Source organism: Paraburkholderia kururiensis JCM 10599 = LMG 19447 (assembly GCF_003986935.1).
Classification (GTDB): Bacteria; Pseudomonadota; Gammaproteobacteria; order Burkholderiales; family Burkholderiaceae; genus Paraburkholderia; species Paraburkholderia kururiensis.
On sequence record NZ_RJZE01000016.1, the window covers coordinates 88,778 to 113,909 of the forward strand.

Sequence of the window (25,132 nt, forward strand, 5' to 3'; positions counted from 1 at the left end):
GCGCAGATCCAGCCGGTTCACGCCTCTATCGCGAGGAGTCGCACGCATCATGACTATGGGTCACGACGAATTCATGTCGCAGGAGGAGGTGGATGCCCTCCTCAAAGGCGTCACAGGCGAGACCGACCAGGATGCTAGCCAGGCCGAGAACAAGGGCGTTCGCCCTTACAACATCGCGACGCAGGAACGCATCGTTCGCGGCCGGATGCCCGGCCTCGAAATCATCAACGACCGTTTCGCGCGGCTGTTGCGCGTCGGCATTTTCAACTTCATGCGACGCAGCGCCGAGATTTCGGTGGGCCCGGTGAAGGTGCAGAAGTACAGCGAGTTCACCCGCAACCTGCCCATTCCGACCAACCTGAACCTCGTGCACGTGAAGCCGCTGCGCGGCACGTCGCTGTTCGTGTTCGACCCGAACCTCGTGTTCTTCGTGGTGGACAATCTGTTCGGCGGCGACGGGCGCTTTCACACGCGCGTGGAAGGCCGCGACTTCACGCAGACCGAACAGCGCATCATCAGCAAGCTGCTGCATCTCGTGTTCGAGCACTACACGACCGCGTGGAAGAGCGTGCGCCCGCTGCAGTTCGAATTCGTGCGTGCGGAAATGCACACGCAGTTCGCCAACGTCGCCACGCCCAACGAAATCGTGATCGTCACGCAGTTTTCGATCGAGTTCGGCCCGACGGGCGGCACGCTGCACATCTGCATGCCGTATTCGATGATCGAGCCGATTCGCGACGTGCTCTCTTCGCCCATCCAGGGCGAGGCACTCGAAGTGGACCGCCGCTGGGTGCGCGTGCTCTCGCAGCAGGTGCAGTCGGCGGAAGTGGAGCTCACGGCGGACCTCGCGCAGATTCCCGTGACGTTCGAGCAGATTCTCAACATGCGCGCGGGCGACGTGCTGCCCATCAACATTCCCGAGCACATCGTCGCGAAGGTGGACGGCGTGCCGGTGATGGAATGCGGTTACGGAATTTTCAATGGTCAATATTCGCTGCGCGTCCAGAAGATGATCAGCGCGGCGGATACGATGAAGGAAGGTGGATATGAGTGACCTCAACGCAACGCCGGCTCCCGTCGAGCCGCCGCTTACGACGCCGGGCGTGGAAGCCGAAGAGGCCTCGCTCGACGATTGGGCGAGCGCGCTGGCCGAACAGAACGGCAACGAAGTGAACCCGGCCGCAGCGGGCGTGTTCCAGCCGCTTTCGAAGGTGGAGCCCAGCACCACGCGCAACGACATCGACATGATTCTGGACATTCCCGTCCAGATGACCGTCGAGCTGGGCCGCACGAAGATTGCCATTCGCAACCTGCTGCAACTCGCGCAGGGGTCGGTGGTGGAGCTGGACGGCCTCGCCGGCGAACCGATGGACGTGCTCGTGAACGGCTGTCTGATCGCCCAGGGCGAAGTGGTGGTGGTGAACGACAAGTTCGGCATTCGCCTGACCGACATCATCACGCCGTCCGAGCGCATCCGGAAGCTGAACCGATGAGGTACGCAGCAGTCCGCCGCGCGTTGGGCGCGGCGGTGGTTCTCGCGGCCGCCATGCCGCAGGCGCTTCTCGCCGCGGACATGAACGCGGTGAACAACGCCGCGAAGATTGCGTCCAGCGTGGGTGCGGGCAGTGCGGTGCCGTCGCTTGGCGTGGGCGCCGTGTTGCAGACCATCGTCGGTCTCGTGGTGGTGGTGGCGCTGGTGTTCGGCTGCGCGTGGCTCGCGCGGCGCTTCGGCCTTCAGCCCTCGCAGCGCGGCGGGCTCGTGAAGACGATTGGCGGCGCGTCGCTGGGCGGCAAGGAACGTGTGGCTGTGGTGGAAGTGGGCGACACGTGGCTCGTACTGGGCGCCGCGCCCGGCAACGTGCGGCTGCTTCATGCGATGCCTGCGGGCAGTGCGGGTGTGGCGGGCTCCGTTGCCGCGGGCAGTGCTCAATCAGGTATGCAACCCGGCGCGGCCGGCGAACTTCCCGGCACCTTCGGACAGCGCTTTCGCGATGCCTTGAAAGGCGAAGTGGGCAAACGTTTCAGCCGGCGCGACGGCGGAGAGCAGTAAATGCAGTTCAACCGATTTCCCCTGCGCGGCGCAGCCACGCTGATCCGCCGCGCCGCGCCTGCGCTTGTGCCTGGCCTTCTGCCGGCGCTGCTGCTGGCCGTCATGCTGGCGCTTCCCTCGCGTTCCTTCGCGCAGGCCACGGGTTTGCCGGCCTTCACCACGAGCCCGGGCCCGAACGGCGGCACCACGTATTCGCTGAGCGTGCAGACCATGCTGCTGCTCACGATGCTGTCGTTCCTGCCGGCGATGGTGCTGATGATGACGAGCTTCACGCGCATCATCATCGTGCTTTCGCTGCTGCGGCAGGCGCTGGGCACGGCGACCACGCCGCCCAACCAGGTATTGGTGGGTCTCGCACTGTTCCTCACGATGTTCGTGATGTCGCCGGTACTCGACAAGGCTTATACCGACGGCTACAAGCCGTTCTCCGACGGCACGCTGCCCATGGAGCAGGCCGTGTCGCGCGGCGTGGCGCCGTTCAAGACCTTCATGCTGCGCCAGACCCGCGAAACCGACCTCGCGCTCTTCGCGAAGATCTCGCACGCCGCGCCCATGCAAGGCCCCGAGGACGTGCCGCTCTCGCTCCTCGTGCCCGCCTTCGTGACGAGCGAGTTGAAGACGGGCTTCCAGATCGGCTTCACGATCTTCATTCCGTTTCTCATCATCGACATCGTGGTGGCGAGCGTGCTGATGTCCATGGGCATGATGATGGTGTCGCCTTCCACGATCTCGCTGCCGTTCAAGCTCATGCTGTTCGTGCTGGTGGATGGGTGGCAACTGCTCATCGGGTCGCTCGCGCAGAGCTTCACCTGAAGGCCGGCATTTCAAGGAACACGACGATGACACCCGAATCCGTCATGACACTCGCGCACGAGGCGATGTACGTCGCGCTGCTGCTCGCGTCGCCGCTCTTGCTCGTGTCGCTCGTGGTGGGCCTCGTGGTGAGCCTTTTCCAGGCTGCCACGCAGATTAACGAAACCACGCTCTCGTTCATTCCGAAGCTGATCGCCATTGTGATTACGCTTGTGATCGCCGGGCCGTGGATGCTCTCCACCATGCTCGACTACATGCGCCACATGTTCACGAGCGTGCCGGCCATTGCAGGCTGAGTCGCGCGGCGCTTGTTGCCTCCTTTCGCCGGTCCTTTTCCGGACCTTTTCTTTTGCCGCTCATTCTGTCGCCGCGTGCGTAACCGATGTTTTCCGTCACCTATGCCCAGCTGAACACGTGGCTCACCGCGTTCCTGTGGCCGTTCGTGCGCATTCTCGCGTTCGTGGCCACGGCGCCGGTGGTGGGCAACGCGGCGGTGCCGGTGCGGGTGAAGGTGGGGCTCGGGGCGTTCATCACGCTGATCGTGGCACCCGCGCTGGGCGCCATGCCGCAGGACACGGTGTTCTCCGCCGCAGGCATCTGGATTCTGGTGAACCAGTTTCTGATCGGCATTTCGCTCGGCTTTGCGATGCAGCTCATCTTTTCGACCATCGAAATGGCGGGCGGCATCATGGGGCTCAGCATGGGCCTCGGCTTTGCGACGTTCTTCGATCCGCACTCGAGCGGCGCGTCCGAAGTGCTTTCGCGCTACCTCAACGCCATCGCGTTGCTCGCTTTCCTCGCCTTCGACGGGCACCTCCAGGTGGTCAATGCGCTCATCGCGACGTTCCAGTCCATGCCGGTATCGGCGAACGTGCTCGGGGCGCCGGGCTGGCGCGCGTTGGCCGGATGGGGCTCGATGGTGTTCTCGGCAGGGCTGCTGCTGGCCTTGCCCGTGGTGGCGGCGCTGCTCATTGCGAACCTTTCGCTTGGCATCCTGAACCGCGCTGCACCGCAAATCGGTATTTTCCAGATCGGGTTCGCGGTGACCTTGCTGGTGGGCCTGCTGCTCGTGCAATTGATGCTGCCGAACATGATCCCGTTCTTCGGGCGCCTGTTCGACAGCGGGGTCGAGCAGATGGGGAGGGTGGCGGTGGGGTTTAGGTGAGGGGGATGGGTTGCGGAAGGGTTGGGCGATGCGGCCGAGCGGTTGACGCTTAGAGATACGGGGGGATGTTGTCTTTGCATATTTCCAACGATGCCGTGTCGTCGCCTGCAATTCCAAAGCGATATTTGCAGTACTCCGCGAACATTCTTCTTTCTCTCGGGGACAACTGATTCAGGCTGAGGTCGTTCCCTTCATTGGCGAATGGATCGTAAAACTGAAGCTGCAACGTGGGATATGCCTTGATAAAAAACGTGGTCTGCGTTTCCTCGTCAAGGTAAGACCTTGTGTATCCGGTGAAGGCGACGCTTATAAAAACAACCATCGCGGACGCGACGATAAAAAAGACCATGGAGCGCTTCATGGTGCGCGCAGTCCTGTTGATTTTCGAAGTTCACTGACCAGGGTGAGGCCGATATTGCCTGGGCAAATCTTTCCTTCCCCTAGCTGACCGGGGAATTCACGATGTCCACCGAGCGTATGGATGTGGAAGAATTCGCAAAGGACATTCGTGAATTTGAAAATGGCTCCGCGCTGACGATCGGGAATGGCGGGGTGTCTACCTATCCCCATCTTGCCGAGCAGCTTTCGAAGACTTGTGACTGCATCATGTCCCTCGTTGAGGGCGGTGAGGTTCTCAAGCAGGACGATCCCGATCACACCAGTATTGTGGTTGTGCACATTCTCGCCTTGGAACCTGATGTCTCTCCCTTCGAAAACGTTGCCAAGGCAGTCCAGTGCGTAGTGGTAACCGATGTCATCCAATGCCCCCGGGCTGCGGCTCATTTGCATGTCTTGAATCTCTTGCAGTTGCAGGGCACCGGGGCCGCACGCGAAGCTTCGCCCCGCGTGATGAATCGCGATTTTCGTATAGTTCCAGTCAGAGTGCATTCGCCTGGAACGATTCCGATGAGCTGCCCACTCGGATCGCTGCACGAAATTCATTCCGTTTTGTTCCGTCCGACTAATAATTGCCGCTCGTGTGGCAGCCCGATCGTTGACGGAAATCGAGACGGCGTTGTGCTTGCCCCCATCCTTCGAAGTATGGGACGATGTCCAGTGCTCAATGTCGTAATCGGCCACTATCAGAATTCTCCCGGATTCAATTTGCGCCTGGGTGAGCTGAAAAAAATATGAACCTCGACGGGCTGTTCGCCGCCCGCCATGATCCGTGCGTAGCCTTCGCCATCGGTTCTTCCTGTTTGCCGGACACCGCCGACGTTTGCGATGAAGTCGCGATTGGGAATCGACTCCCCGGTCACGCTGTCCCAAATGTAGAACCACCGTTCGTATTGGGGTCCTGAACGTGGCAATGGCGGGACCACAGCCTGCACGGGCACCTCAGTTTTTTTGTTCGCGCTTTCTTCGACGATTCTCCATCGCTTCCCATAGGTGGCAATGACCCGCGGCGGCGTCGCGCATTGGCAGAGCACTTGATCTTCTCCTAACGCCTGTCGTCGACCACCTCCGGCCAAATCAATCATGCGGCGCCGCTCGGTAACCGGCGCGCCGCCGACGATAACCCCCATAGACTGGCAGGCCTCACACCACGCACGGTCGCCGATATAGACCAGCGACCGGGTTTTGCCGTCCGCGCCAGCCACGAGAGCACATTGAGGCCCCTCGCGCGCCATGACATGGCTGTCGGGATGACTGGTCAATGGATCACCGTCAACGGCTGCGTAAAAGACCGTCATGCATAGGTTCCTTTCGTCGATTATTCGTTTGGGACGCGCGGAAAAACTGAAACCAGCATCCATGTGACTTGCCGACTCTAGCGAATCCGTGTTGGACCTAATCGAACGATTCTGAACACAATGCTTGAGAGGCGAGAGGCAGCTCGCGCGCATTGCGCGGCGCCATTGGAGGACGAGACGGAAGAGACGGGAGACGTGGCAGCGATAACGACGACGCTGCGAAGAAGAGAAAGATCCGGTGATCCCGAACCGAAGCGGCCCAGGATCACGGCACTGCTTTATTTACCGCTCAAACAAACGTATCGACCATCCCCACCGTCCGCCTGACCGTTGCCGTTGCGGCTCCGCTCACCGAACCGTCGTCGATTCCCGCTGTGGCCGTCACGCCGCCGTTGCCGCGGCTGCTGCCCGACGAGCCTTGTCCGTTCTGCTGCGCCTGCTGGCCGCTCTGGCGCGCAAAGCCGTCGCTCACGCTGGCGCTGCCCAAACCGATGCCGCCAGCCTCCATCGCTTCGCGCAGCTTCGGCAGCGCGGCTTCCACGGCCTCGCGCACCTGCTGGTGCTGTGAGACGAAGAGCGCGTGCGCGTGGTTGTCGGCCACCTGGAGCACGACCTGCAACGGGCCCAGGTCCTTCGGATTGAGTGTGAGTTCCGCGGTCTGTTGGTGCGCGTTGGTGAGGAAGACCACCTTCTGGCTCAGTGCGTCTTCCCAGTCGGGCGTGCCCACCTGCGGGGCGAGCGCGGCGGCGTTGGCTGCCGCAGCCATGCCCGGCTGCTGCACCACCTGGGCCGGCGCCGTGGCGGCGGCCTGGGCTGCTGCCAGCGCCTGGGCCGCATGCGCGGCGTCGGTGCCGCTCGCGGCCTGGGTGGCGTTGGTTTGCGCCGCGCTCGAATTCGAGGCCAGCGCGTCGGCCATGGTCTTCGCGGTGGCGTCGGCCGTGACTGCCGTCGTTGCGGCGCTCGTGCCGCCGGCATTCGTCTGCGCGTCCTTGGCTGCGTTGTGCGCGTCGGTGAAAGCGTTGGTCCACGCAGCGCCCTTGGCGTTGCCGTGGCCGCTCGCGAGTCCGAAGCCGTTGGCTGCGGACCCGTTGCCGCTGTCGGCCGTGCCGCCGCCCGCGGTGCCCGCGCCCGACGCCTGGAGCGCTGCGCCCTGGCCGTTGGTGAGCGAGGCAAGGGCGGCTTGCAGGGCATCGCGTACCGACTTCGGATCGCTTGCCGTTGCCGTGGTTTTGCCTGCGCTCGCGTTGCCCGCTGCGCCCGCGCTCGCATTGCCCGCCGCGCCGGCCGCGGCTGTCGCAGCGATGCCTGCGAGCGTCGCCGCGGGGCTGTTCGTGTCGCTGCTCGACGCGGCGTCGTTGCCCGCGTTCGCTTGAGCTTGAGCCTGCGCCTGGGCGGCCTGGGCCTGCGCCTGAAGCTGTGCCGCGACCGCTGCGGCGGCTTGCGTGGCTGCGTCGGTCGCGCTTTGCGTGCCGTCGCCTTGCGTGTGCGAATTGCCATCGCTCGCGCTCTTCGTGCCGCTCGACGACTTGCCGGTGCCGGCCGTCGTGGTGTCCGTGGCGGCGCCGGTTTGCGCATCCGTGGTCGACTGGCTGCTGTCCGACGAAGACGACTGCGCCGCGTTCGATGCATTCGACGCCGCCTGCGCGGACGAAGAACCCGACGAAGAAGCGGTCGAAGACGACGACGCCGAAGCAGCGCTGCTCGACGCGTTGCCCGCGTTCTGCTGCGTTCTGCTGGGCGCGCTGGGCGTGCTCGAGTCCGACGACTGCGCGCCGATGCTTTGCTGCAGCGTCTGCGCGAACGACTGCGCGCTGTTCGCGGCGGCGTTGGCGGCCTGGCGGCTGGTGTTGTCACTGCTCGACCCGCCGAGCAGGGAGCTGATCAATGAAAGTGGCGACATGCTGGATTCCGTGAGTGCGTGTATCCGGTCGTGGTTACTGGTGGTTGGGCGTGGCGAATGGCATCGAGGGCGACGTCCGGCTCACATGCCTTGCGTGCGCATGCGCAGCGCACGTGCGGCGTGCTCGTCGGAGTCGCGCTGTTCGCGCCGCGCCGTGCGTTTGGCTTCGGTCGCGTCGCTGCGCGCCTGCAGCACTTCATACGAGCCCAGCTTCTGCTTCGAGCGCTGCCATTCGGGCTTCGCGGCTTCCACGCGCGCCGTGGCGGCCGCGAGCAGGCGCCGCTGCTGGTCGATGGCGGTGTCGAGCGTATCGATGAACGCCTGGAAGTTGCGCATGTTGCCCGCGGGCATGCCGTTCTGCGCGGAGTTCGTGAAGCGCGCGTGGTACTCGTCGCGGTACTGGAGCAGCGACTGCAACTGCGCCTCGATCTCGCCGCGTTCGCGCTGCACGCGTCCGAGCCGTTGGGCGGCTGCATCCACGTCGTCCTGCGCGAGGCCGATCAGCGTTTGCAGCGGAGTTTGCGGGGTCATGGTCATGCTCCTTCACCGAAGAGGGCGCCGAGCATCGCAACGCTCGACTCGAAGCTCGCGCTCTCGCGAAAGCCTTGCTGCAGGAATGCCTCGATGCGCGGGTACAGCGAGATGGCGCGGTCGAGTACCGGGTCGCGCCCGCTCGAATAGGCGCCCACGTTGATGAGGTCGCGGTTGCGTTGATAGCGCGACAGCATCTGTTTGAACATGCGCGTCTTGTCGAGATGCGCGTCGTCGATCAGCGCCGTCATCGCGCGGCTGATCGAGGCTTCGATATCGATGGCGGGATAGTGGCCCGCCTCGGCCAGCGCGCGCGAGAGCACGATGTGGCCGTCCAGAATGGCGCGCGCCGAGTCGGCAATCGGGTCTTGCTGGTCGTCGCCTTCGGTGAGCACGGTGTAGAACGCCGTGATCGATCCGCCGCCCGCGGGGCCGTTGCCGGTGCGCTCCACGAGCGCCGGCAGCTTCGCGAACACCGAAGGCGGATAGCCCTTCGTGGCAGGCGGCTCGCCGATGGCGAGCGCGATTTCGCGCTGGGCCATGGCGTAGCGCGTGAGCGAATCCATGAGCAGCAGCACGTGCTTGCCCTGGTCGCGGAAATATTCGGCGAGCGAGGTCGCGTACGCCGCACCCTGCATGCGCAGCAGCGGCGACACGTCTGCGGGCGCGGCCACCACGACGGATCGCGCGAGGCCGTCTTCGCCCAGGATCTGCTCGATGAACTCCTTCACTTCGCGGCCCCGTTCACCGATCAGACCGATCACGATCACCTCGGCGCTCGTATAGCGCGCCATCGTGCCGAGCAGCACCGATTTACCGACGCCCGAGCCCGCGAACAAACCCATGCGCTGGCCGCGGCCCACGGTGAGGAGGGCGTTGATGGCGCGCACGCCCACGTCGAGCACCTTGTGGATGGGCTCGCGGTTCAGCGGATTGATGGAGGGCGCGGTGAGCGGCGCGTCGTTCTTCGAACCGAGCGGCCCGAAGCCGTCGAGCGGGCGGCCCGAGGCGTCCACCACGCGACCCAGCAGTTCCCAGCCCACGGGCAGGCGCTTGGCGCCCGCCATCGGGTCGGCGATCGGCACCGTTTCCAGCGGATAGACGCGCGCGCCGGGCAGCAGGCCCGCCACTTCGGTGGTGGGCATGAGGAACAGCTTGTCGCCCGAGAAGCCCACCACTTCGGCTTCGGCCATCGGCAACGAACTGCCTGCGGGCAGCTCGATCATCACCTCGGCGCCTACCGAAAGACGCAGGCCCACCGCTTCGAGCACGAGGCCCGCGGCGCGCGTGAGGCGCCCGCAGGCGCGCAGCGGCAACGCGCGCGCATTGCGCTCGCGCAGGCCGTCGAGCCGGCCGCGCCACGCCTCGAGATACGGATTTGCCGCGAGCGCAGCGTCGTGCACGGGCGCCTGCGGACCGAACGACGCCAGCGCCAGTTCCTGTTCGAGCGGCGTGAGGTCGCTTGCGCGAATGGCGTCGATGGTCGGCTGCTTCACCACGTGCTCACTTTTCCAAGGGCGGCCGCCACGCGCTCCCAGCGCGTGCTGATCGCCGCGTCCACTTCACCGCTCGCCGCCTGGGCGCGGCAGCCGCCGCGTTCCATGGCCGGGTCGGTGCGCACGGTCCAGCCGCGCGTTTGCAGTTCTTCCAGCAGATACGCTTCCACCACGGGCAGGTCGGCCGGGCTCACCACGAGTTGCGGGGCGCCCGCGAGCGCGGGTTCCGTGGCGAGCACTTCGCGCGCCGCCGCGATGAGCGCGGTGGGGTCGTGCTGCACGTGCTGGCGCACCACTTGCTGCGCGATGTCGAGCGCGAGCGTGACGAGCGCTTCGGCCACGTCGGCCTGCGCGCCTTCCAACGCCTGACGGAACGTCTCCGCGAGCGCGCCAATCTGCGCGGCCTGGGCGCGCGCTTCAGTCAAGCCCTGCTCGAAGCCTTGCGCGTGGCCCTGCTCGTAGCCGGCCTGGTAACCCAGCGCCTGGCCCGCGACGTGGCCCGAGGCCACGCCTTCGGCGTGCGCGGCGTCGCGCAGCCGTTGGAGTTCGGCTTCGAATGCGCCGTCGTCGATGGGCTCTTCGGGAGGCGGCGGGTCGAACGACGCCATCTCCCAGCGCTGGTAGGCCGTGGCATCGCGGCGGCGGGCCGCCTCGTGCCGGGTGTCGTGCTCAGACATATGCGTCTTCTGCCTTGCCGCCAATCACGATCTGCCCGCTCTCGGCGAGATTGCGGACGACCTGCAGGATGCGGCGTTGCTGCGTTTCCACTTCGGACACGCGCACCGGGCCGCGCGCATCCAGATCTTCGGCGAGCAGCTCGGCTGCACGCTGCGACATGTTCGAGAGGAACTTCTGGCGCAGCGCGGGCGGCGCGCCCTTGAGCGCGATGATGAGCGCCTCGGACTCCACTTCCTTCAACAGCAGCTGGATCGCGCGGTCTTCCAGGTCGAGCAGGTTCTCGAACACGAACATCTGATCGACGATCTTCTGCGCGAGTTCCGCGTCGTACTGGCGCACGTTTTCGAGAATCGATTCCTCGAACTGGCTCGGCATGAAGTTGAGAATTTCCGCCGCGGTCCGGATGCCGCCCATCGGGCTGCGCTTCAGGTTGTCGCTGCCCGAGAGCAGCGTGGTCAGCACGTCGTCCAGTTCGCGCAGCGCGGCGGGCTGAATGCCGTCGAGCGTCGCGATGCGCAGCAGCACGTCGTTGCGCAGGCGGTCGCTGAAGCAGGCGGCGATCTCCGAGGCCTGGTCGCGGTCGAGGTGCACGAGAATCGTCGCGATGATCTGCGGGTGCTCGTTCTTGATGAGTTCGGCCACGGCGGCCGAGTCCATCCACTTGAGCCCCTCGATGCCGCTCGTGTCGCTGCCCTGCAGGATGCGGTCGATAATCACGCCCGCCTTGTCTTCGCCCAGCGCCTTGGTGAGCACGCTGCGAATGTATTCGCTCGAATCAAGCGAAAGCGCCGTGTGCTGTTCCGCTTCGCGCACGAATTCCTGGAGCACGTCGTCCACCTGCTCGCGCGTCACGTTCTTGAGCGACGCCATGGCGAGGCCGATCTTCTGCACCTCGCGCGGACCGAGGAACTTGAACACCTGCGCGGCTTCTTCCTCGCCGATGGACATCAGCAGCAGTGCGCTGCGCATCACGCCTTCGTTGTTCATGGCCATTGCCTGTCAGTGTTCGTCGCCGGGTTATTCATCGCTGGGTCATTCGTCACTGGGTTATTCGTCACTGACCCAGTTCTTGACCACGGTGGCCACGATCTTCGGATCCTGGCGCGCGATCGTGCGGGCGTACTCGAGATTGCGTTCGAACTTGTGCTTCTGGTTTTCGAAGGCCAGCTGCGCGAGTTCCGATTCGTCTTCGCCCAGCTTCTCGACCGGCGTTACGCCATCGAGCAGCAGCGGCTCGTCGGGGCCGGCCAGCGCGGCGGCCGCGGGCGCCTCCGGCGGCGGGAACGCGCGCCGCATGGCGGGCTTCACCATTGCGAAGTACAGGAACAGCGCCACCGCCGCGATGCCCACCCACGTGCCGATCTGCTTGGCGAGCGCGATCATGTCGGGCTGGCGCCACCACGGCAGGTTGGCGTTCGGGTCCACGTCCGTGGTGAACGCGGCGTTCACCACGTTCACGGAGTCGCCGCGCTTGGCGTCGTAGCCCATGGCGTCCTTCACGAGCTGCTCGACCTGGGCGAGCTTTTCGGCGGAGAGCGGCTGCATGGTGGCGTGACCCTTGGCGTCCACGAGCGGCTGGTAGTTCACCACCACCGCCACGGAAAGCCGCTTGATGTCGCCCATGGCGCCCTGCACGTGGCGCACGGTGCGGTCCAGTTCGTAGTTCGTTGTCTGGTCCTTGCGGTCGCTCACCGGCGTGGCGGGGGCCGCGCCGCTCGCACCGTTCGGCGCGACGACGGGCGCGGAAGCCGGTTGCGGCGGCTGGTTCGAGAGCGCGCCGGGCACGCCGGAGGCGCCGCCCTGCGACATCTCGGTCGCCGTGCTGGTCTGCTGGCTGCGAATGGCGGCCTGCTGCGGCGTGCCGTTCGGCCCGTAGGTTTCGGCCGTCTGCTCCATCTTCGAGAAATTCAGGTCGGCGCTCACCTGCGAGCGCGCGTTGCCGGCGCCGAAGAGCGGGGCGAGGATCGCGTCGATGCGCTGCTGCGTGGTGCGCTCCACCTGCTGCACGTACTTGAGCTGCGAGGCGTCGAGCCCGGCGCCCGAAGACGACTGGGTGAGCAGGTTGCCGTCCTGGTCCACGATCGTGACGTTGCGCACGGGCAGGTCCGGCACCGCGGACGACACCATGTGCGTGACCGCCGACACCTGGCCTTCGTCGAGCACGCGGCCCGGGTACAGGTTCACGAGCACGGAGGCCGACGGCGCTTCCTTGTCGCGCACGAACACCGAGGGCTTCGGAATGGCCAGATGCACGCGCGCCGAGTGCACGCTGGAAATGGATTCGATGGTCTGCTGGAGTTCGCCTTCCAGCGCGCGCTGGTAGTTCACCTGCTCGGCAAACTGGCTGATGCCGAATTTCTGGTTGTCCATCAGCTCGAAGCCCACCGCGCCGCCCTTGGGCAGCCCCTGGGAGGCGAGGCGCAGGCGCAGTTCGTGGACCTGGTCGGCCGGCACGAGAATGGCGCCGCCGCCGTCGCTGAAGCGGTAGGGAACGTTTGCTTGTTGCAGCGCAGTAATGATGGAGCCGCCGTCACGGTCCGAAAGGTTGCTGTAGAGCACCTTGTAGTCCGGCGCGCGCGACCACAGGATCAGGCCGGCCACCACGGCCACGAGCAGGGCCACCGCGAAAATGAGCGGCGCGCGCGGGTTGCCGCGCATCTGCCGCAGGCCTTGCAGCGACGACAGCCGTTGCGCGAAACCGCCGCCCAGGTCGTCCGCGGCGCCCGGCTGGCCGCCGGCGGCGGGCGTGCCCGCGCCCGGCTGGCCTGCGCCGGCGAGGCCCATGCGGGCGTCGGGGTTGATCAACGAGTTGGCAGACGAATCCATGCTTCGGGTATCTCCGGAATGCGGGCGTCTGGCGAGCCGGTGGGTGCCGGGGCTGCGGAGGCTATTTCCTTGCCGCGCCGGCCTGGGCGCGTTCCGGAATACCTCGCGTCAACTACCCCGGGGGCGTACGGACGCAGACTTTCATGCCACCGATTATCCGCATGACCCCGCAACCCTATTGTCCGAATAGAGCCGGGTTTTCCCCCTTCTTTCCGGTCTTTCGGAAAGACCCCACTGCTATGCTTTTCGTCAAGGCTGGACCAGGTGTCGCACGGGCCGCAGGTGTGCCGCATAGGCGTTGTTCGCGTGCCGCATCCGCCCCGCGCTGTTGCCCGGTCATTCCCCTGTAACGGGCAGCGCCGGACCGGCCTTCCCATGCTCCTGGAGACATCATGACTTTGCCCGTGAACGCGCTTTCGTCAGCGCTCTCGCAAATCCAGTCGATGGCGGCGCAGGCCGCCGGCGGCTCGCAGAAGGCCGAGGAAAGTTCGGGCGCCGCGACGCCCGGCGGTTTCGCCTCGGCCCTCAAGGCGTCGCTCGACAAGATCAGTTCCGACCAGAAAAGCGCCGTGGGCGAAGCCCAGGCGTTCGAACTCGGCGCCTCCAACGTGTCCCTCAACGACGTGATGGTGGACATGCAGAAGGCCAACGTCGGCTTCCAGTTCGGCCTGCAGGTGCGCAACCGGCTCGTGTCGGCCTACAACGACATCATGCAGATGTCGGTCTGACGTCAGGCTGTCCCGCGTCGATTCGACCCCCAATGTCCGCGGCGGCTTGCAGCCGTCCCGAACGGCGAGGCGCAGGTGCTGCGCGCGTGCGTTCGGGCGCCGTGGACTTCCCTGAAGCAGGCTAAAGCTTCCCCGCGTTCTTCCGATAACACGGCTACAGAGGTCGCCTTGCATGTGCGCATGCGAGGCGGTCTCACCGTACCCACCGACCCTAGAAGAGGAGCGCCCCATGTTTTCCCCAGCCCATTCAGGAGCCAATGCGTACGCACGCGTAGGCGTCGAAACTGGGGTGATGGGTGCCAGTCCGCATCGTCTGATCGCCATGTTGTACGAAGGCGCACGCAAGGCGATCGCGCAGGCTCGCATGCACCTTCAGCAAGGCAACGTCGCGGCGCGCGGCGAGGCGATCGGCAAGGCGATCAACATCGTGCAGAACGGCCTGCAGGTGTCGCTGAACCAGGAGGCGGGCGGCGAGATCGCGCAACGGCTCGATGCGCTTTATACGTACATCGGGCGGCGCCTCGTGGAAGCAAACCTAAAAGAGAGCGAAGCGATGCTGATCGAAGTGGACGGTCTTATCGCGACGCTCGAAGAAGCCTGGTTGGGCATAGCCCCGGAGATCGCGCGGATGGCGGGACAGCCATCCGCGGAAACGATGAGATGAATTCGAAAGCAGAATATTTCGCCCGTTACGAGGCGATTGCAGCGCTTTCCGGGCGGATGCTCACGGCGGCTCGCGAAGCGCTCTGGCACGATCTGATCGGACTGCAGGACGAGTACCGGCGTCTCGTGGAGGCGCTCAAGGAGGCCGAGCAGGGCGTGAAGCTGAGCGACGCCGAACGGATGCGCAAGTACGACCTGATTCGCCGGATTCTCGCCGACGACGCGGCCATTCGCGACCTCGCGAGCCCGCGCATGGCGCGGCTTTCGCGGCTTTTTTCCGGCGCGTCGCATCCGGCGCGCGTGTTGCAGGAGTTATACGGCGCCCCCTGAAGTTGCCACAGGCGGGCGCGGCGGACGTTTTCGGGGCAACCAACGAGTAACCAACGACTTAGGCCGGCAGGAACCGGCGCGAGGCCCGCGCCGCCGCGACGCCCGGTCTTGAACCGCTGGCTGCGGCACGGGCCGGCGGCGCGGGGCGACGCATCTTGGGGAGCGCATGAACGGAATCGAACCGGTAGCGGCTGCGCTCGCCGCGAGCCGCCTCGACAGCCTGCTCACGACCGGCCCGACAGGCGCCGCGGGTGCCACGCAAGCTGGCGCGTCGGCGCTTGCGGCCGGCACGGCTGCGCAGCCCGGCGCGGTTCCTGCGCCACCGCCGCCGCCTCCCGCATCGGCCCAGACCGCACTGTCCGCCGTGGCCCTTACGCTCGACGCCATCGTGCGCTCGGGCGGCGACGCCACGCCCGCCGTGATCGGCACCGCGCCCATCTGGCCTGCGGCGCCGGCACTCGACGTCCATACCATTCAGACCGCCCAGACCGCGGATAGCGCGGCGTGGTCCGCTTTCGTGGCGGGGTCGGCGGTTGCGGAGCTGCTGGACGGGACGGGGGCGGGTGCTGCCGGCTCGGCCGTGTCTACTGCTTCTACTGCTGCCCAGGCGGGCGGCGCGGCTGCTGCGGGCACGGCGGGAACAGCTGCGTCGGCCTCGGGCGCCAGCGCCCAGGCGACGGGCACGGCGAGCGCCATCGTCGCACCGGTTCAGGTGCCTGTTACCGCGCTGGCGGCTGCGCTTGCCCAGACCGTTTCCGAAAGCGGCCTCTTTTACGAAGCGCACCTTGCTCAATGGCTGGCCGGCATGCGCACGCCCGCGCAGCTCGCGGGCGAGCCGCAGAACCAGCTTGTCGCCGCGGCGGCCGCCATGCCGTCCGACTGGACGGGCGCCTCCGACGACCTCGACGCCCCGTGGACCGGCCCCGGTTCCGCCGTCGCGTTCGGGCAGCGCTTTGCCGCCTCCAGCGACGCGAACGCCGCTTCCGCCGGCGCTGGCCGCGCGTTCGGCGCGCCGCCTCAGGCGGCGGGCGCGGTCGGCCCGTTTCATGGCGAGCCCGGCGCCTACGCGGCGGCGTTCACGCCGCCCTCGGCGCAGACTTTGCGCGCGCTGCTGCACGGCGGCGCCTCGCAAACGCAGGCGTCTGCTTCGGCCGATTCCGCGCAAGCCAATGCCGCTGCCGTGCATCCGGCGACCATCCCCGTGGTGCGACAGCAGCTCGATCTGCTCGCGACCGGCCAGTTTCGCTGGACCGGCGAGGCGTGGCCGGGCGTGCGGCTCGACTGGACCATCGAGGAAGAGGGCGGCGAGCGCTCGCGCAGCGCGGGCATGGAGGCGGGCGAGTTGCCGTGGCGTACGCGCGTCACGCTTTCGCTGCCCACGCTCGGCACCGTGGATGCCGAACTCACGCTGACGGGCGACGGGCTCGTCGCGCGCGTGCAGGCGAGCCCGGGTGGCGCGTCGCGGCTGGCGGCGCAAAGCGAGACGTTCCGGCGCGCGCTCGCGGCGGCGGGCATTGCGCTGCACGGGCTGTCGATTCGGGAGATTGGCGGCAGCACGCTTGCCGAAGACGCCGAACCGCTGGCGGCGGGCATGGGGCCGCAGCCGTTCCAGCCGGACCAGGCCCGCCAGCCGAGACCGGCCGCCGAAGCCGCGAGCGCCTATGCGCGAACCGCCGCCGATGCGCAGATCCAGATCCCCGGCGCTGTGCCCGCCGATGCCGCCGATTCAGCGGACGAAGCCGGCGCACGGGCAGACGCCGCACATCCCGCGTCACCGGTCACCGACGGTCCGCTTCCCGTGGCCTCCCGCACGACCCACCTCGACTTCGACTGGGACATCTGATGAGCCGCACGCAACGCAAGAGCGCGGCTGCGCTGCTCTACGACTCCCAGAACGACGCCGCTGCGCCGCGCGTGGTGGCGAAGGGCTACGGGCTCGTCGCCGAGATGATCGTGCAGCGCGCGAAGGAAGCCGGGCTCTACGTGCACGAAGCGCCGGAGATGGTTTCGCTCCTGATGCAGGTGGACCTCGACGCGCGCATTCCGCCCAAGCTCTATCAGGCCGTGGCCGAACTGCTCGCATGGCTGCATCGGCTTGAAAGCGGGGTGGACGATCGTGCTGCGGCCGAGGCGGGAAGTGAGGCGAACGGGGCCGCAGCGGGCGGCGGGTCCGGTGGACCTGGCGGCCCCGGCGCCGGGCCGTCTACGCCCTTGCTCGGCGGTCCGCCGCCCGGCGGGTTCCCGCGTTTGCCGGGCAGCTAGGGCGGCAAACCAGTTCTTCGCCTTGTCCCCTCCCGGCTTCCCCGCCGCGCCGTAGCGGTCTTTCGAGCGCTTTCCAGCCGTCGTCTGAGCCCGGCCTCTACGCTTTCCTAAAACCGCAGCATCGTCTTGATCAACTGGTCGAACACCTTGCCGTAAGGCGGTGCCACGAGGTTGCGCGTGTTGAGGCGCGCCTGCGTGAACACGGGCTTCATCTTCGAAAACGTCACGAAGCCGTCGTAGCCGTGGTACGCGCCCATGCCACTCGCGCCCACGCCGCCGAAGGGCAGGCTCTCGCAGGCAAGGTGCATCAGCGTCTCGTTGACGGCCATGCCGCCCGCGATGGTTTCGCGCGTCACGCGCTCCACCGTGGCCGCGTCGTCGTCGTAGAGGTAGAGCGCGAGCGGCCGCGGCCGCGCGTTGATGTAGCGGATGGCGTCGTCGATGGTGTCGTAGGGCACCACGGGCAGGAGCGGCCCGAAGATTTCCTCCTGCATCAGCGCGACGTGATCCGGCGCACCCGTGACGGCGGTGGGCGCGAAGCGCCGGCTTGCGGCGTCGGACGGCGTGTCGGCCAGCGCGTGCAGTTGTGCGCCCGCGGCCTGCGCTTCGTCGGCGAGGCGTTGCAGCCTGGCGTAATGCCGTTCCGAGATGATCGTCGTGTAATCGCTGTTGCGTGCGAAATCCGGATACAGCTTCGCGATGCGGGCGCGGGCGCGCGCGACGAACGCGTCTTCGCGGCCGCGCGGCACGAGCACGTAGTCGGGCGCGACGCACGTTTGCCCTGCGTTCAGCGTCTTGCCGAGCAGCAGGCTGTCCACGGCGTAGTCGAAGCGCGCATGCGGCCCGATGACGGCGGGCGACTTGCCGCCCAGTTCCAGCGTGACCGGCGTGAGGTTCGCCGCGGCGGCGCGCATCACCTCGTGACCCACGCGCGTGGAGCCCGTGAAGAGCAGATGATCGAACGGCATGCCCGTGAAGGCGGCGCCAATGTTCGCGTCGCCGTTCACGACGGCCACGTGGTCGCGCGAGAAGGTCTTCGTGATGAGCGTCTCGAACAGTGCCGAGGTGCGCGGCGTGAACTCGGACATCTTGATCATGGCGCGATTGCCTGCGGCGAGCGCACAGATGAGCGGGCCTGCCGCGAGCAGCACGGGATAGTTCCACGGCACCACGATGCCCACCACGCCGAGCGGCTGCGGCATCACCTTCACGCGCGCGGGCCGCAGCCAGCGGTTGGGGCTGCGCCGCTGCGGCTTCATCCAGCGATTGCCGTGCTTCAGTGCTTCGTCGATTTCGCTCTTCGCCAGCAAAAATTCGGCGAGCAGTACTTCCTGTTTTGCGCGATTGCCGAAGTCGGCGCTCATGGCCTCTGCCAGCGCGTCGCGGTTGTCGAGCAGCATGGCGCGCAACGCCTTGAGATGGCGTGCACGCTGCTCCCACGACGGATACGGCGCGCGCAGATACGCTTCGCGCTGCTCGCGCAGCAGGGCGTCGAGTGCGGCTAGGTCCGGCAAGTCGTTCTTCATGCTGTGCTCTCCCTGGTGGTGCTGGTGATGCCGCTCCTTTTGGCAGCGGCGATGCGCGGTCTGTGGTTTTGAGTCGCCGCGTTGTGTTCGGGTGTTGCGGTAGTTGGTTGGCGTTGGTTGGCCTGTTTGGCTCTTTCAAAGCGTGGACGAGGCTTCACGCCTCACGCTGGAAACGCGCGAGCGACGAGCGCCGCGTGATCGAACGTGGCCGGCAGCGTGCCGTAGACACGGCCGCTTGTTGTCCCGCCCGATGCGCCGTTGCCTTCGCCGGCAAGGCGCGTCGCGATGAACGCATCGGCCACGTGCGCCGGCGCATGGCGCACGAGCAGTACGGCCTGCGCGATGAGCACGAGCTGCTGGGCGATGCGGCGCGCGCTGGCTTCGCGCGTGGCGGGGTCGCCCTGCAGCGTGGCAAGCAGGTTGACGAGCGCCGCGCCCAGCGCCGGGTGTCCCTGCGCGTCGTCGCGCCATGCGGCGAAGAGCGCCTGGGCTGCGTCGGCTTCGCGCTCCATGGCGCGCAGCACGTCGAGGCACATCACGTTGCCCGAGCCTTCCCAGATCGAGTTCACCGGCGCCTCGCGGTAGAAGCGCGCCATCGGACCTTCTTCCACGTAGCCGTTGCCGCCCCACACTTCCATCGCCTCGCCCGTGAATTCGAGCGCGCGCTTGCAGACCCAGAACTTCGCGGCGGGCGTCACGATGCGGCGCCACGCGCGCGCTTCGGGCGTGCTCGCGGCATCTTCGAAGGCACGCGCGAGGCGCATGAACAACACGGTGGCCGCTTCGGATTCGAGCGCGAGGTCGGCCAGCACGTTCTGCATCAGCGGCTGGTCCGCCAGGTGGCGGACGAATGCGGTGCGGTGCCGCGCGTGGTGAACGGCCTGCACGAGCGCCGCGCGCATGAGCGCCGCGCTGCCTATCACGCAATCGAGCCGCGTGTAGTTCGCCATCTCGATGATGGTGGGTACGCCGCGCCCTTCGTCGCCCACCATCGCGCCCCACGCGTTCAGGAATTCGACTTCGCTGCTCGCATTCGACCGGTTGCCGAGCTTGTTCTTGAGCCGCTGCACCTGAACGGCGTTCTTCGAGCCATCCGGCGCGAAGCGCGGCACGAAGAAGCACGAGAGCCCTTCGTGCTCACCCGTGCGCGCGAGCACCAGATGCGCGTCGCACTGCGGCGCGGAAAAGAACCACTTGTGGCCGACGAGCCGGTACTCGCCGCCGCGTCCGCCGCTGTCGAGTGCATGCGCTTCGGTGCGGTTCGTGCGCACGTCCGAGCCGCCCTGTTTTTCGGTCATGCCCATGCCGATCATCATCGAACGCTTCTGCGTGTAGGGCAGGTCGCGGGCGTCGTGATCGCGCGAATAGAGCGGCGCGCGCAGGGTTTCGAAAAGCGCGGGCTCGCGTTGCAGGACGGGGATGCTCGCGAAGGTCATGGTGAGCGGGCACAACGAGCCGGATTCGAGCTGCGCGTGCAGAAAGTAGCCCGCGCAGCGCGCGGCCATGGCGCCGCGTTGAGGGTCCGAGAACGGCAGTGCGTGCAGACCCTCGCGACGCAGCAGCGCGAGCAGCGTGTGCCAGGACGGATGGAATTCGAGCGCGTCGATGCGTTCGCCGCGCGGGTTGTGCGTGGCGAGTTCGGGCGTGTGACGGTTCGCGAGGTCGGCGAGGGCGAGCACGTCGGACGTGCTCAGCGCGGCGCCATCGCGCGAGAGCGCCTCGGTGTGCCAGCCGGCGCCTTCGCGCTCCACGGCGGCTGCCAGCGCCGCGTCGCTCGTGAACAGGTTGTAGTCCGCTAGCGGCGGCACCTGGTTGGTCACGTCGTGCGTCTTGCCGAAGGCATGCGCGTCCATGTTGCTGTCTCCATGTGTCCGTCGGCTGGTGAGCTCGAATTCGTCAGCCGGCGTGAGCCGTGATCTAGACGGCGGTTGTCTGGTGTTTTCGTTGCTTGCTTGGGGCGCCGGTGAGGCGTTCCGTGCACCGCCGGCTCGCCTCTGTTTGATTGTCTCGCGCGGTGGCGCGCGGCGCGTTGTTCATGCGATTTGCGTGCGTTTGAACACGTCGTTCAGCAGCCGCTGAAGTCTGCGCCGAGGCGCCGGGGCGCCCGCGCGCGGTGCTTCATCATAGGTGCGCCGACCGTCCCACGTTTAGAGGGATCGCTCTGGCACGAACGCGCCGTGCCACGGTAACGGTCCCTACAATGCGCAAAAAACACACGTAGACAAGTGTGCACGAGACACCGCCAGGCGACAAAACGCGGGCGAAAATCAGGAGGAGCACATGGAGTTCGACTACATCATCGCCGGGGCGGGTTCCGGCGGCTGCGCACTGGCGAGCCGCCTCGCGGATCTCTGTCCCGACGCCACCATCGCCCTCGTCGAGGCCGGCCCGCACACGGAGCACAACCTCTTCGTCAACATGCCGGTGGGCGTGGCGGCCGCGGTGCCGTTCCGCATGAAGACCAACTACGGCTATGAGACGACGCCGCAGCCCGGACTCGCCGGGCGCCGCGGCTACCAGCCGCGTGGCCGGGGCTTCGGCGGATCGAGCGCGATCAACGCGATGATCTACACGCGCGGGCATCCTCTGGACTATGACGAATGGGCCCAACTGGGTTGCGAGGGCTGGTCGTGGGACGACGTGCTGCCGTACTTTCGCCGCGCCGAGGGCAACGAGCGCGGCGCGAACGCGTGGCATGGCGCCGATGGGCCGCTCACCGTGTCCGACCTGCGCTTTCGCAATCCGTTTTCGGAGCGCTTTTTGCAGGCTGCCGTCGAGGCGGGCTTCACGCCGAACGACGACTTCAACGGCCCCCTGCAGGAAGGCGTCGGCTTCTATCAGGTGACGCAGCGCGACGGCCGGCGTTGCAGCGTGGCGCGTGCCTACCTCTACGATCGTGCGCAGCCGAACCTCACCACCATCGCAGATGCCGCGGTGCTGCGCGTCACCTTCGACGGGCGCCGCGCAACCGGCATCGAAGTGGCGCGCGCCGGCCGCATCGAGCAGCTCACGGCGCGCGCCGAGGTCGTGCTCGCGGCGGGCGCGTTCAATTCGCCGCAACTGCTGATGTGCTCGGGTATCGGGCCGGGCGCCCAGCTTCAGGCGCTCGGGCTGCCCGTGCTCTACGACGCGCCGGAGGTGGGCCGCAATCTGATCGACCACATCGACTTCACGCTCAACAAGCGCGTGTGGTCCAGCGAGACGACGGGCTTCTCGCTGCGCGGTTTCGCGAAGATGGTGCCCGCGTTCTTCACCTTCATGCGCGACGGGCGCGGCATGCTGACGAGCAACGTGGCCGAGGCGGGCGGCTTCATCAAGAGCCGGCCGGGGCTGGATCGCCCGGATCTGCAACTGCATTTCTGTACCGCCATCGTGGACGATCACAACCGGCACATGCACTGGGGGCACGGCTATTCGCTGCACGTCTGTGTGCTGCGTCCCGCGAGCCGCGGCACCGTGACGCTGGCGAGCCCGGATGCGCGCGTGGCGCCGGTGATCGATCCGCAGTTTCTCTCGGACCCGCGCGATCTCGATCTGCTCGTGGAAGGGGCGAAGCTGGCGCGGCGCATCGTGGAGGCGCCGTCGCTCGCGAGTGCAGGCGGCAAGGAGCTTTACACGAAGCCGGGCCAGACCGACGCCGAGTTGCGCGAGACCATCGCGCGCCGGGCGGACACCATCTATCACCCGGTGGCCACGTGCCGGATGGGCGGCGACGCCCGCTCGGTCGTGGACCCGCAACTGCGTGTGCGCGGCGTGCAAGGGCTGCGCGTGGTGGACGCCTCCGTGATGCCGACGCTGATTGGCGGCAATACGAATGCGCCGACGGTCATGGTGGGCGAGCGCGCTGCCGAATTCATCGCGGCGGCGCGCCGCGCGCAGCCCGCGACGGTGCTGGGCGTGGCGGCTTGATCGGCGCACCAGGCTCGGGGGTCTGAGTCAGGCATCCGGGTTAGGCGTTGGAGTCAGACGCCCGAGCCAGGCGCCCAAGCCAGACACCCGGGCCAGACGCCAGAGCCAGACACCGGAGCCAGACACCGGAGCCAGACACCGGAGCCAGACACCGGAGCCAGACACCGGAGCCAGACACCGGAGCCAGACACCGGAGCCAGACACCGGAGTCAGCCTCCCGCGATGCTGCCCGTCGGGTCCAGTCCGTGAATCTGCATGAAGTCGCTGCCCGCCACGCCGGGTAGCGTTTCGCGCGCCACGTCGAGCCAGGCGCGCGCCGCATTCGATAGGTAGCCGTTGCGCCGCCAGCCCACGGCCATGTCCCAGGGAATCTGCGGGTCGGTGACAGGCAGGCACGTGAAGCGCGTGGCGTCCAGCCGCCGGCAGTAAGGCGCCGGCAGCAGCGCCACGCCCACGCCCGCCAGCACGAGCGCGGCCATGAAGTCCCAATGCCCGCTGCGTCCGACGATGGCCGGCGTGAAGCCCGCCTTGGCGCACGCGTTCAGCACGACGTCGTTGAGCGCGAGGCTCTCGCCGTAGAACACGAACGACTCGCCCGCCAGATCGGCCAGCGGCACCGCCTGCGCGTCGTCCCAGCGCGAGCCGCGGCGCGCCACGAGCCAGAGCAGTTCGCGGGTGAGCGGCAGCACGTCGAAGACTTCGGGGTTCACGGGTTGCAGCACGCCGCCCAGTTCCAGCTCACCGGCCATCAGCGCGGCCTCGATGGCGCGCGAGCCCTGTTCGAACAGTTTCAGTTCCACCTTCGGGTAACGCTGCCGGAATGCCGCGATGGCGGGCGTGAAGAGCGAGCCGCCCATTGGCGGAATGCCGATGGTGAGCTGGCCGCGCCCCAGCGTGCCCAGGTCCTTGAGTTCGGCCTGAAGCTGCGCGTGCGCGGCGAGCACGTCCTGGCCGCGCTGGTAGACGATGCGGCCGGCGTCGGTGAGCACCATCTGGCGGCCGTCGCGCAGGAGCAGCGGCGAGCCGATCTCGTCCTCCAGCGACTTCACCATTTTGCTGATGGTGGGCTGCGTTACGAACATGAGTTCCGCGGCGGCCGTGAAGCTTTGCTGGCGGACAACCTCGACGAAGTAGCGAAGGGCGCGCAGTTCCACGATGAGAGGCTCCGGAATTCCAGTTTGGAATGATTTGGATGATTCTAAGTCATTATATTTATGCTGCGTCGCAACCTATACTCGTTCGCATACGAAGTCACTAAGGGTTTGCCATGACTGCTCACCGTTTCTCCGCTGTTGTCTCCCCGGCGCGTTCGGCTGGCTTGATGCGCGTCGCGCGCATCGCCGTGCAGTCGGCCGCGCTGGCGGGCATGTGGTTCGCGGCTGATTTCACGGTGCGCGCGCTTGACCTGCCGGTGCCTGGCGGGGTGGTGGGCCTCGTCGTGCTGCTCGCGCTGCTGTTCTCCGGCGGTATCGCGCCGCGCTGGGTGAAGGCGGGCGCGGACTGGCTGCTCGGCGACATGCTGCTGTTCTTCATTCCAGCCGCGGTGGCTGCTGTCCAGTACGGCGGGCTCTTTCGCGAGGACGGCTGGCGCCTCGCGCTCGTGGTGATGGCGGGCACGCTGATGGTGATGGTGGCAGTGGCCGTCGCAGTGGATCTGGCCGCGCGCTTCGAACGGCGCCTCGCGCTGCGGCGCGTGCTCACGGCGCGCGCCGTGGCCCGCGTCTGAGCGGGCGGGTCCGAATCGATATGGCGCTGTAAGCAAGGACCGACTCATGAGCACCCTTTCGGGCACGTTCTACGCCTCCCTTTTCGCGGACGACGCCTCGCGGCTCATCGCGGCGGGCTGCTTCGTGCTGACGGTGGTGCTCTATTTCGCCTCGAAGTGGCTCTACGCGCGCTTTCCGAAGCCGTGGCTCACGCCGCTCCTCACGGTGCCGGCCGTGCTTGCCGCCATCGTGCTGGCGCTGCACATTCCTTACCCCGTGTACTTTCAGGACACGCGCTGGCTGATGTGGCTGCTGGGCCCCGCCACGGTGGCGTTCGCCGTGCCGATCTACGAGTACCGCGAACTGTTGAAGCGCCACTGGATTTCACTCGCGGTGGGCGTGACGGTGGGAATCGTCGTGGCGGTGGGCGGGTCGCTTACGCTCGCGAAGCTGCTGCATCTGTCGCCGGAACTGCAGCGCAGTCTGATGACGCGATCGGTCTCTACGCCGTTTGCGCTCGCTGTGTCCGACAAGATTCACGCGCCGAAGGATCTCACTGCGCTCTTCGTGATCGCCACGGGCGTCTGCGGGATGCTGTTTGGCGAACTCGTGCTGGCGCTCGTGCCGCTCAGAACGCGCCTTGCGCGCGGCGCGCTGTTCGGCGCGGCCGCCCATGGTGTGGGCACGGCGAAGGCGCGCGAACTGGGCAGCGAAGAAGGCGTGGTGGCGAGCCTCACGATGATGATCGCGGGCGTGACGATGGTGCTGCTCGTGCCGCTGCTCGAACTGCTGCCCATCTGACCCTTCACATCCGCGTCTGGTACCGCTCCCGGCGCGCTTACGCCCACCGCTTAC

General features: G+C 67.0%; 26 protein-coding genes. 14 read left to right on the plus strand and 12 right to left on the minus strand.

The window, feature by feature from the left end:
* The first annotated feature begins 55 nt into the window (after nt 1–55).
* From fliM to fliR, 6 genes are all read left to right on the plus strand, one after another.
* Entirely contained in the window at nt 56–1,054 is a 999-nt protein-coding gene (fliM, locus tag PKKP23_RS19965) for a flagellar motor switch protein FliM (protein WP_126878204.1), read from the plus strand.
* Nucleotides 1,047–1,493, plus strand: a complete 447-nt coding sequence (gene fliN, locus PKKP23_RS19970; RefSeq protein WP_017772123.1) for a flagellar motor switch protein FliN — start codon at nt 1,047–1,049, stop codon at nt 1,491–1,493. The genes fliM and fliN overlap by 8 nt, the downstream gene beginning before the upstream one ends.
* On the plus strand, nt 1,490–2,050 hold the full coding sequence (gene fliO / locus PKKP23_RS19975; protein WP_126878140.1) for a flagellar biosynthetic protein FliO: 561 nt from the start codon (nt 1,490–1,492) through the stop codon (nt 2,048–2,050). Before fliN ends, fliO begins: the two co-directional genes overlap by 4 nt.
* Entirely contained in the window at nt 2,051–2,863 is an 813-nt protein-coding gene (gene fliP / locus PKKP23_RS19980; protein ID WP_017772121.1) for a flagellar type III secretion system pore protein FliP, read from the plus strand.
* 26 nt (nt 2,864–2,889) lie between these two features.
* Nucleotides 2,890–3,159: a flagellar biosynthesis protein FliQ gene (gene fliQ, locus PKKP23_RS19985; protein ID WP_017772120.1), complete on the plus strand. Its 270-nt coding sequence runs from the start codon at nt 2,890–2,892 to the stop codon at nt 3,157–3,159.
* An 86-nt stretch (nt 3,160–3,245) separates the two neighbouring features.
* Nucleotides 3,246–4,028, plus strand: coding sequence for a flagellar biosynthetic protein FliR (gene fliR / locus PKKP23_RS19990; RefSeq protein WP_017772119.1), 783 nt, complete (start codon nt 3,246–3,248; stop codon nt 4,026–4,028).
* Nucleotides 4,029–4,077: 49 nt separating this feature from the next.
* On the opposite strand, the gene PKKP23_RS19995 is transcribed toward fliR, so the two are convergent.
* From PKKP23_RS19995 to fliF, 9 genes are all read right to left on the minus strand, one after another.
* The gene (locus PKKP23_RS19995; RefSeq protein ID WP_126878141.1) at nt 4,078–4,389 is read right to left on the minus strand and encodes a hypothetical protein; all 312 of its coding nucleotides are present in this window, start codon (nt 4,387–4,389) and stop codon (nt 4,078–4,080) included.
* On the minus strand, nt 4,386–5,108 hold the full coding sequence (locus tag PKKP23_RS34585) for a peptidoglycan recognition protein family protein (RefSeq protein ID WP_240659072.1): 723 nt from the start codon (nt 5,106–5,108) through the stop codon (nt 4,386–4,388). Before PKKP23_RS34585 ends, PKKP23_RS19995 begins: the two co-directional genes overlap by 4 nt.
* A gap of 2 nt (nt 5,109–5,110) precedes the next feature.
* On the minus strand, nt 5,111–5,722 hold the full coding sequence (locus tag PKKP23_RS20005; RefSeq protein ID WP_126878142.1) for a PAAR domain-containing protein: 612 nt from the start codon (nt 5,720–5,722) through the stop codon (nt 5,111–5,113).
* Between the two features lie 289 nt (nt 5,723–6,011).
* Nucleotides 6,012–7,622: a flagellar hook-length control protein FliK gene (locus PKKP23_RS20010; protein WP_126878143.1), complete on the minus strand. Its 1,611-nt coding sequence runs from the start codon at nt 7,620–7,622 to the stop codon at nt 6,012–6,014.
* Nucleotides 7,623–7,703: 81 nt separating this feature from the next.
* Entirely contained in the window at nt 7,704–8,153 is a 450-nt protein-coding gene (gene fliJ / locus PKKP23_RS20015; protein WP_126878144.1) for a flagellar export protein FliJ, read from the minus strand.
* Nucleotides 8,154–8,155: 2 nt separating this feature from the next.
* Nucleotides 8,156–9,649, minus strand: coding sequence for a flagellar protein export ATPase FliI (gene fliI, locus PKKP23_RS20020; protein ID WP_026120908.1), 1,494 nt, complete (start codon nt 9,647–9,649; stop codon nt 8,156–8,158).
* Nucleotides 9,646–10,326, minus strand: coding sequence for a flagellar assembly protein FliH (gene fliH / locus PKKP23_RS20025; protein WP_126878145.1), 681 nt, complete (start codon nt 10,324–10,326; stop codon nt 9,646–9,648). Before fliH ends, fliI begins: the two co-directional genes overlap by 4 nt.
* The gene (fliG, locus tag PKKP23_RS20030) at nt 10,319–11,314 is read right to left on the minus strand and encodes a flagellar motor switch protein FliG (protein ID WP_026120907.1); all 996 of its coding nucleotides are present in this window, start codon (nt 11,312–11,314) and stop codon (nt 10,319–10,321) included. Before fliG ends, fliH begins: the two co-directional genes overlap by 8 nt.
* Nucleotides 11,315–11,374: 60 nt before the next feature.
* Nucleotides 11,375–13,153 carry a flagellar basal-body MS-ring/collar protein FliF gene (gene fliF, locus PKKP23_RS20035; RefSeq protein ID WP_126878146.1) on the minus strand — a complete coding sequence of 593 codons (1,779 nt, stop codon included), beginning with the start codon at nt 13,151–13,153 and terminating at the stop codon, nt 11,375–11,377.
* Between the two features lie 392 nt (nt 13,154–13,545).
* On the opposite strand from fliF, the gene fliE reads away from it, so the two are divergent.
* The 5 genes from fliE (at nt 13,546) to PKKP23_RS20060 (ending at nt 17,136) form a co-directional block, all read left to right on the plus strand.
* Complete coding sequence (gene fliE / locus PKKP23_RS20040; protein WP_126878147.1) at nt 13,546–13,881, plus strand: flagellar hook-basal body complex protein FliE; 336 nt, start codon at nt 13,546–13,548, stop codon at nt 13,879–13,881.
* Between the two features lie 229 nt (nt 13,882–14,110).
* Nucleotides 14,111–14,545, plus strand: coding sequence for a flagellar export chaperone FliS (gene fliS / locus PKKP23_RS20045; protein ID WP_026120906.1), 435 nt, complete (start codon nt 14,111–14,113; stop codon nt 14,543–14,545).
* Complete coding sequence (locus PKKP23_RS20050) at nt 14,542–14,874, plus strand: flagellar protein FliT (protein WP_017772108.1); 333 nt, start codon at nt 14,542–14,544, stop codon at nt 14,872–14,874. Before fliS ends, PKKP23_RS20050 begins: the two co-directional genes overlap by 4 nt.
* A 166-nt stretch (nt 14,875–15,040) precedes the next feature.
* Nucleotides 15,041–16,717 carry a flagellar hook-length control protein FliK gene (fliK, locus tag PKKP23_RS20055; RefSeq protein WP_126878148.1) on the plus strand — a complete coding sequence of 559 codons (1,677 nt, stop codon included), beginning with the start codon at nt 15,041–15,043 and terminating at the stop codon, nt 16,715–16,717.
* The gene (locus PKKP23_RS20060; RefSeq protein ID WP_126878149.1) at nt 16,717–17,136 is read left to right on the plus strand and encodes an EscU/YscU/HrcU family type III secretion system export apparatus switch protein; all 420 of its coding nucleotides are present in this window, start codon (nt 16,717–16,719) and stop codon (nt 17,134–17,136) included. The genes fliK and PKKP23_RS20060 overlap by 1 nt, the downstream gene beginning before the upstream one ends.
* 107 nt (nt 17,137–17,243) lie before the next feature.
* On the opposite strand, the gene PKKP23_RS20065 is transcribed toward PKKP23_RS20060, so the two are convergent.
* Together PKKP23_RS20065 and PKKP23_RS20070 are read right to left on the minus strand one after the other, a co-directional pair.
* Complete coding sequence (locus PKKP23_RS20065) at nt 17,244–18,662, minus strand: coniferyl aldehyde dehydrogenase (protein WP_126878150.1); 1,419 nt, start codon at nt 18,660–18,662, stop codon at nt 17,244–17,246.
* Nucleotides 18,663–18,823: 161 nt separating this feature from the next.
* On the minus strand, nt 18,824–20,515 hold the full coding sequence (locus PKKP23_RS20070) for an isovaleryl-CoA dehydrogenase (RefSeq protein WP_126878151.1): 1,692 nt from the start codon (nt 20,513–20,515) through the stop codon (nt 18,824–18,826).
* 427 nt (nt 20,516–20,942) lie between these two features.
* Here PKKP23_RS20070 and PKKP23_RS20075 point away from each other — a divergent pair, with 427 nt between their 5' ends.
* Nucleotides 20,943–22,571 carry a GMC family oxidoreductase gene (locus PKKP23_RS20075; RefSeq protein WP_126878152.1) on the plus strand — a complete coding sequence of 543 codons (1,629 nt, stop codon included), beginning with the start codon at nt 20,943–20,945 and terminating at the stop codon, nt 22,569–22,571.
* A gap of 209 nt (nt 22,572–22,780) precedes the next feature.
* Here the strand turns inward: PKKP23_RS20075 and PKKP23_RS20080 are convergent, their stop codons facing one another.
* Nucleotides 22,781–23,725, minus strand: a complete 945-nt coding sequence (locus PKKP23_RS20080; protein WP_126878153.1) for a LysR family transcriptional regulator — start codon at nt 23,723–23,725, stop codon at nt 22,781–22,783.
* A gap of 113 nt (nt 23,726–23,838) precedes the next feature.
* On the opposite strand from PKKP23_RS20080, the gene PKKP23_RS20085 reads away from it, so the two are divergent.
* Together PKKP23_RS20085 and PKKP23_RS20090 are read left to right on the plus strand one after the other, a co-directional pair.
* Nucleotides 23,839–24,297 carry a CidA/LrgA family protein gene (locus PKKP23_RS20085; RefSeq protein WP_026120904.1) on the plus strand — a complete coding sequence of 153 codons (459 nt, stop codon included), beginning with the start codon at nt 23,839–23,841 and terminating at the stop codon, nt 24,295–24,297.
* A gap of 46 nt (nt 24,298–24,343) precedes the next feature.
* A complete protein-coding gene (locus PKKP23_RS20090) occupies nt 24,344–25,078 on the plus strand; it encodes an LrgB family protein (RefSeq protein WP_126878154.1) in 735 nt (244 codons plus the stop codon).
* The last annotated feature ends 54 nt before the right edge of the window (nt 25,079–25,132 follow it).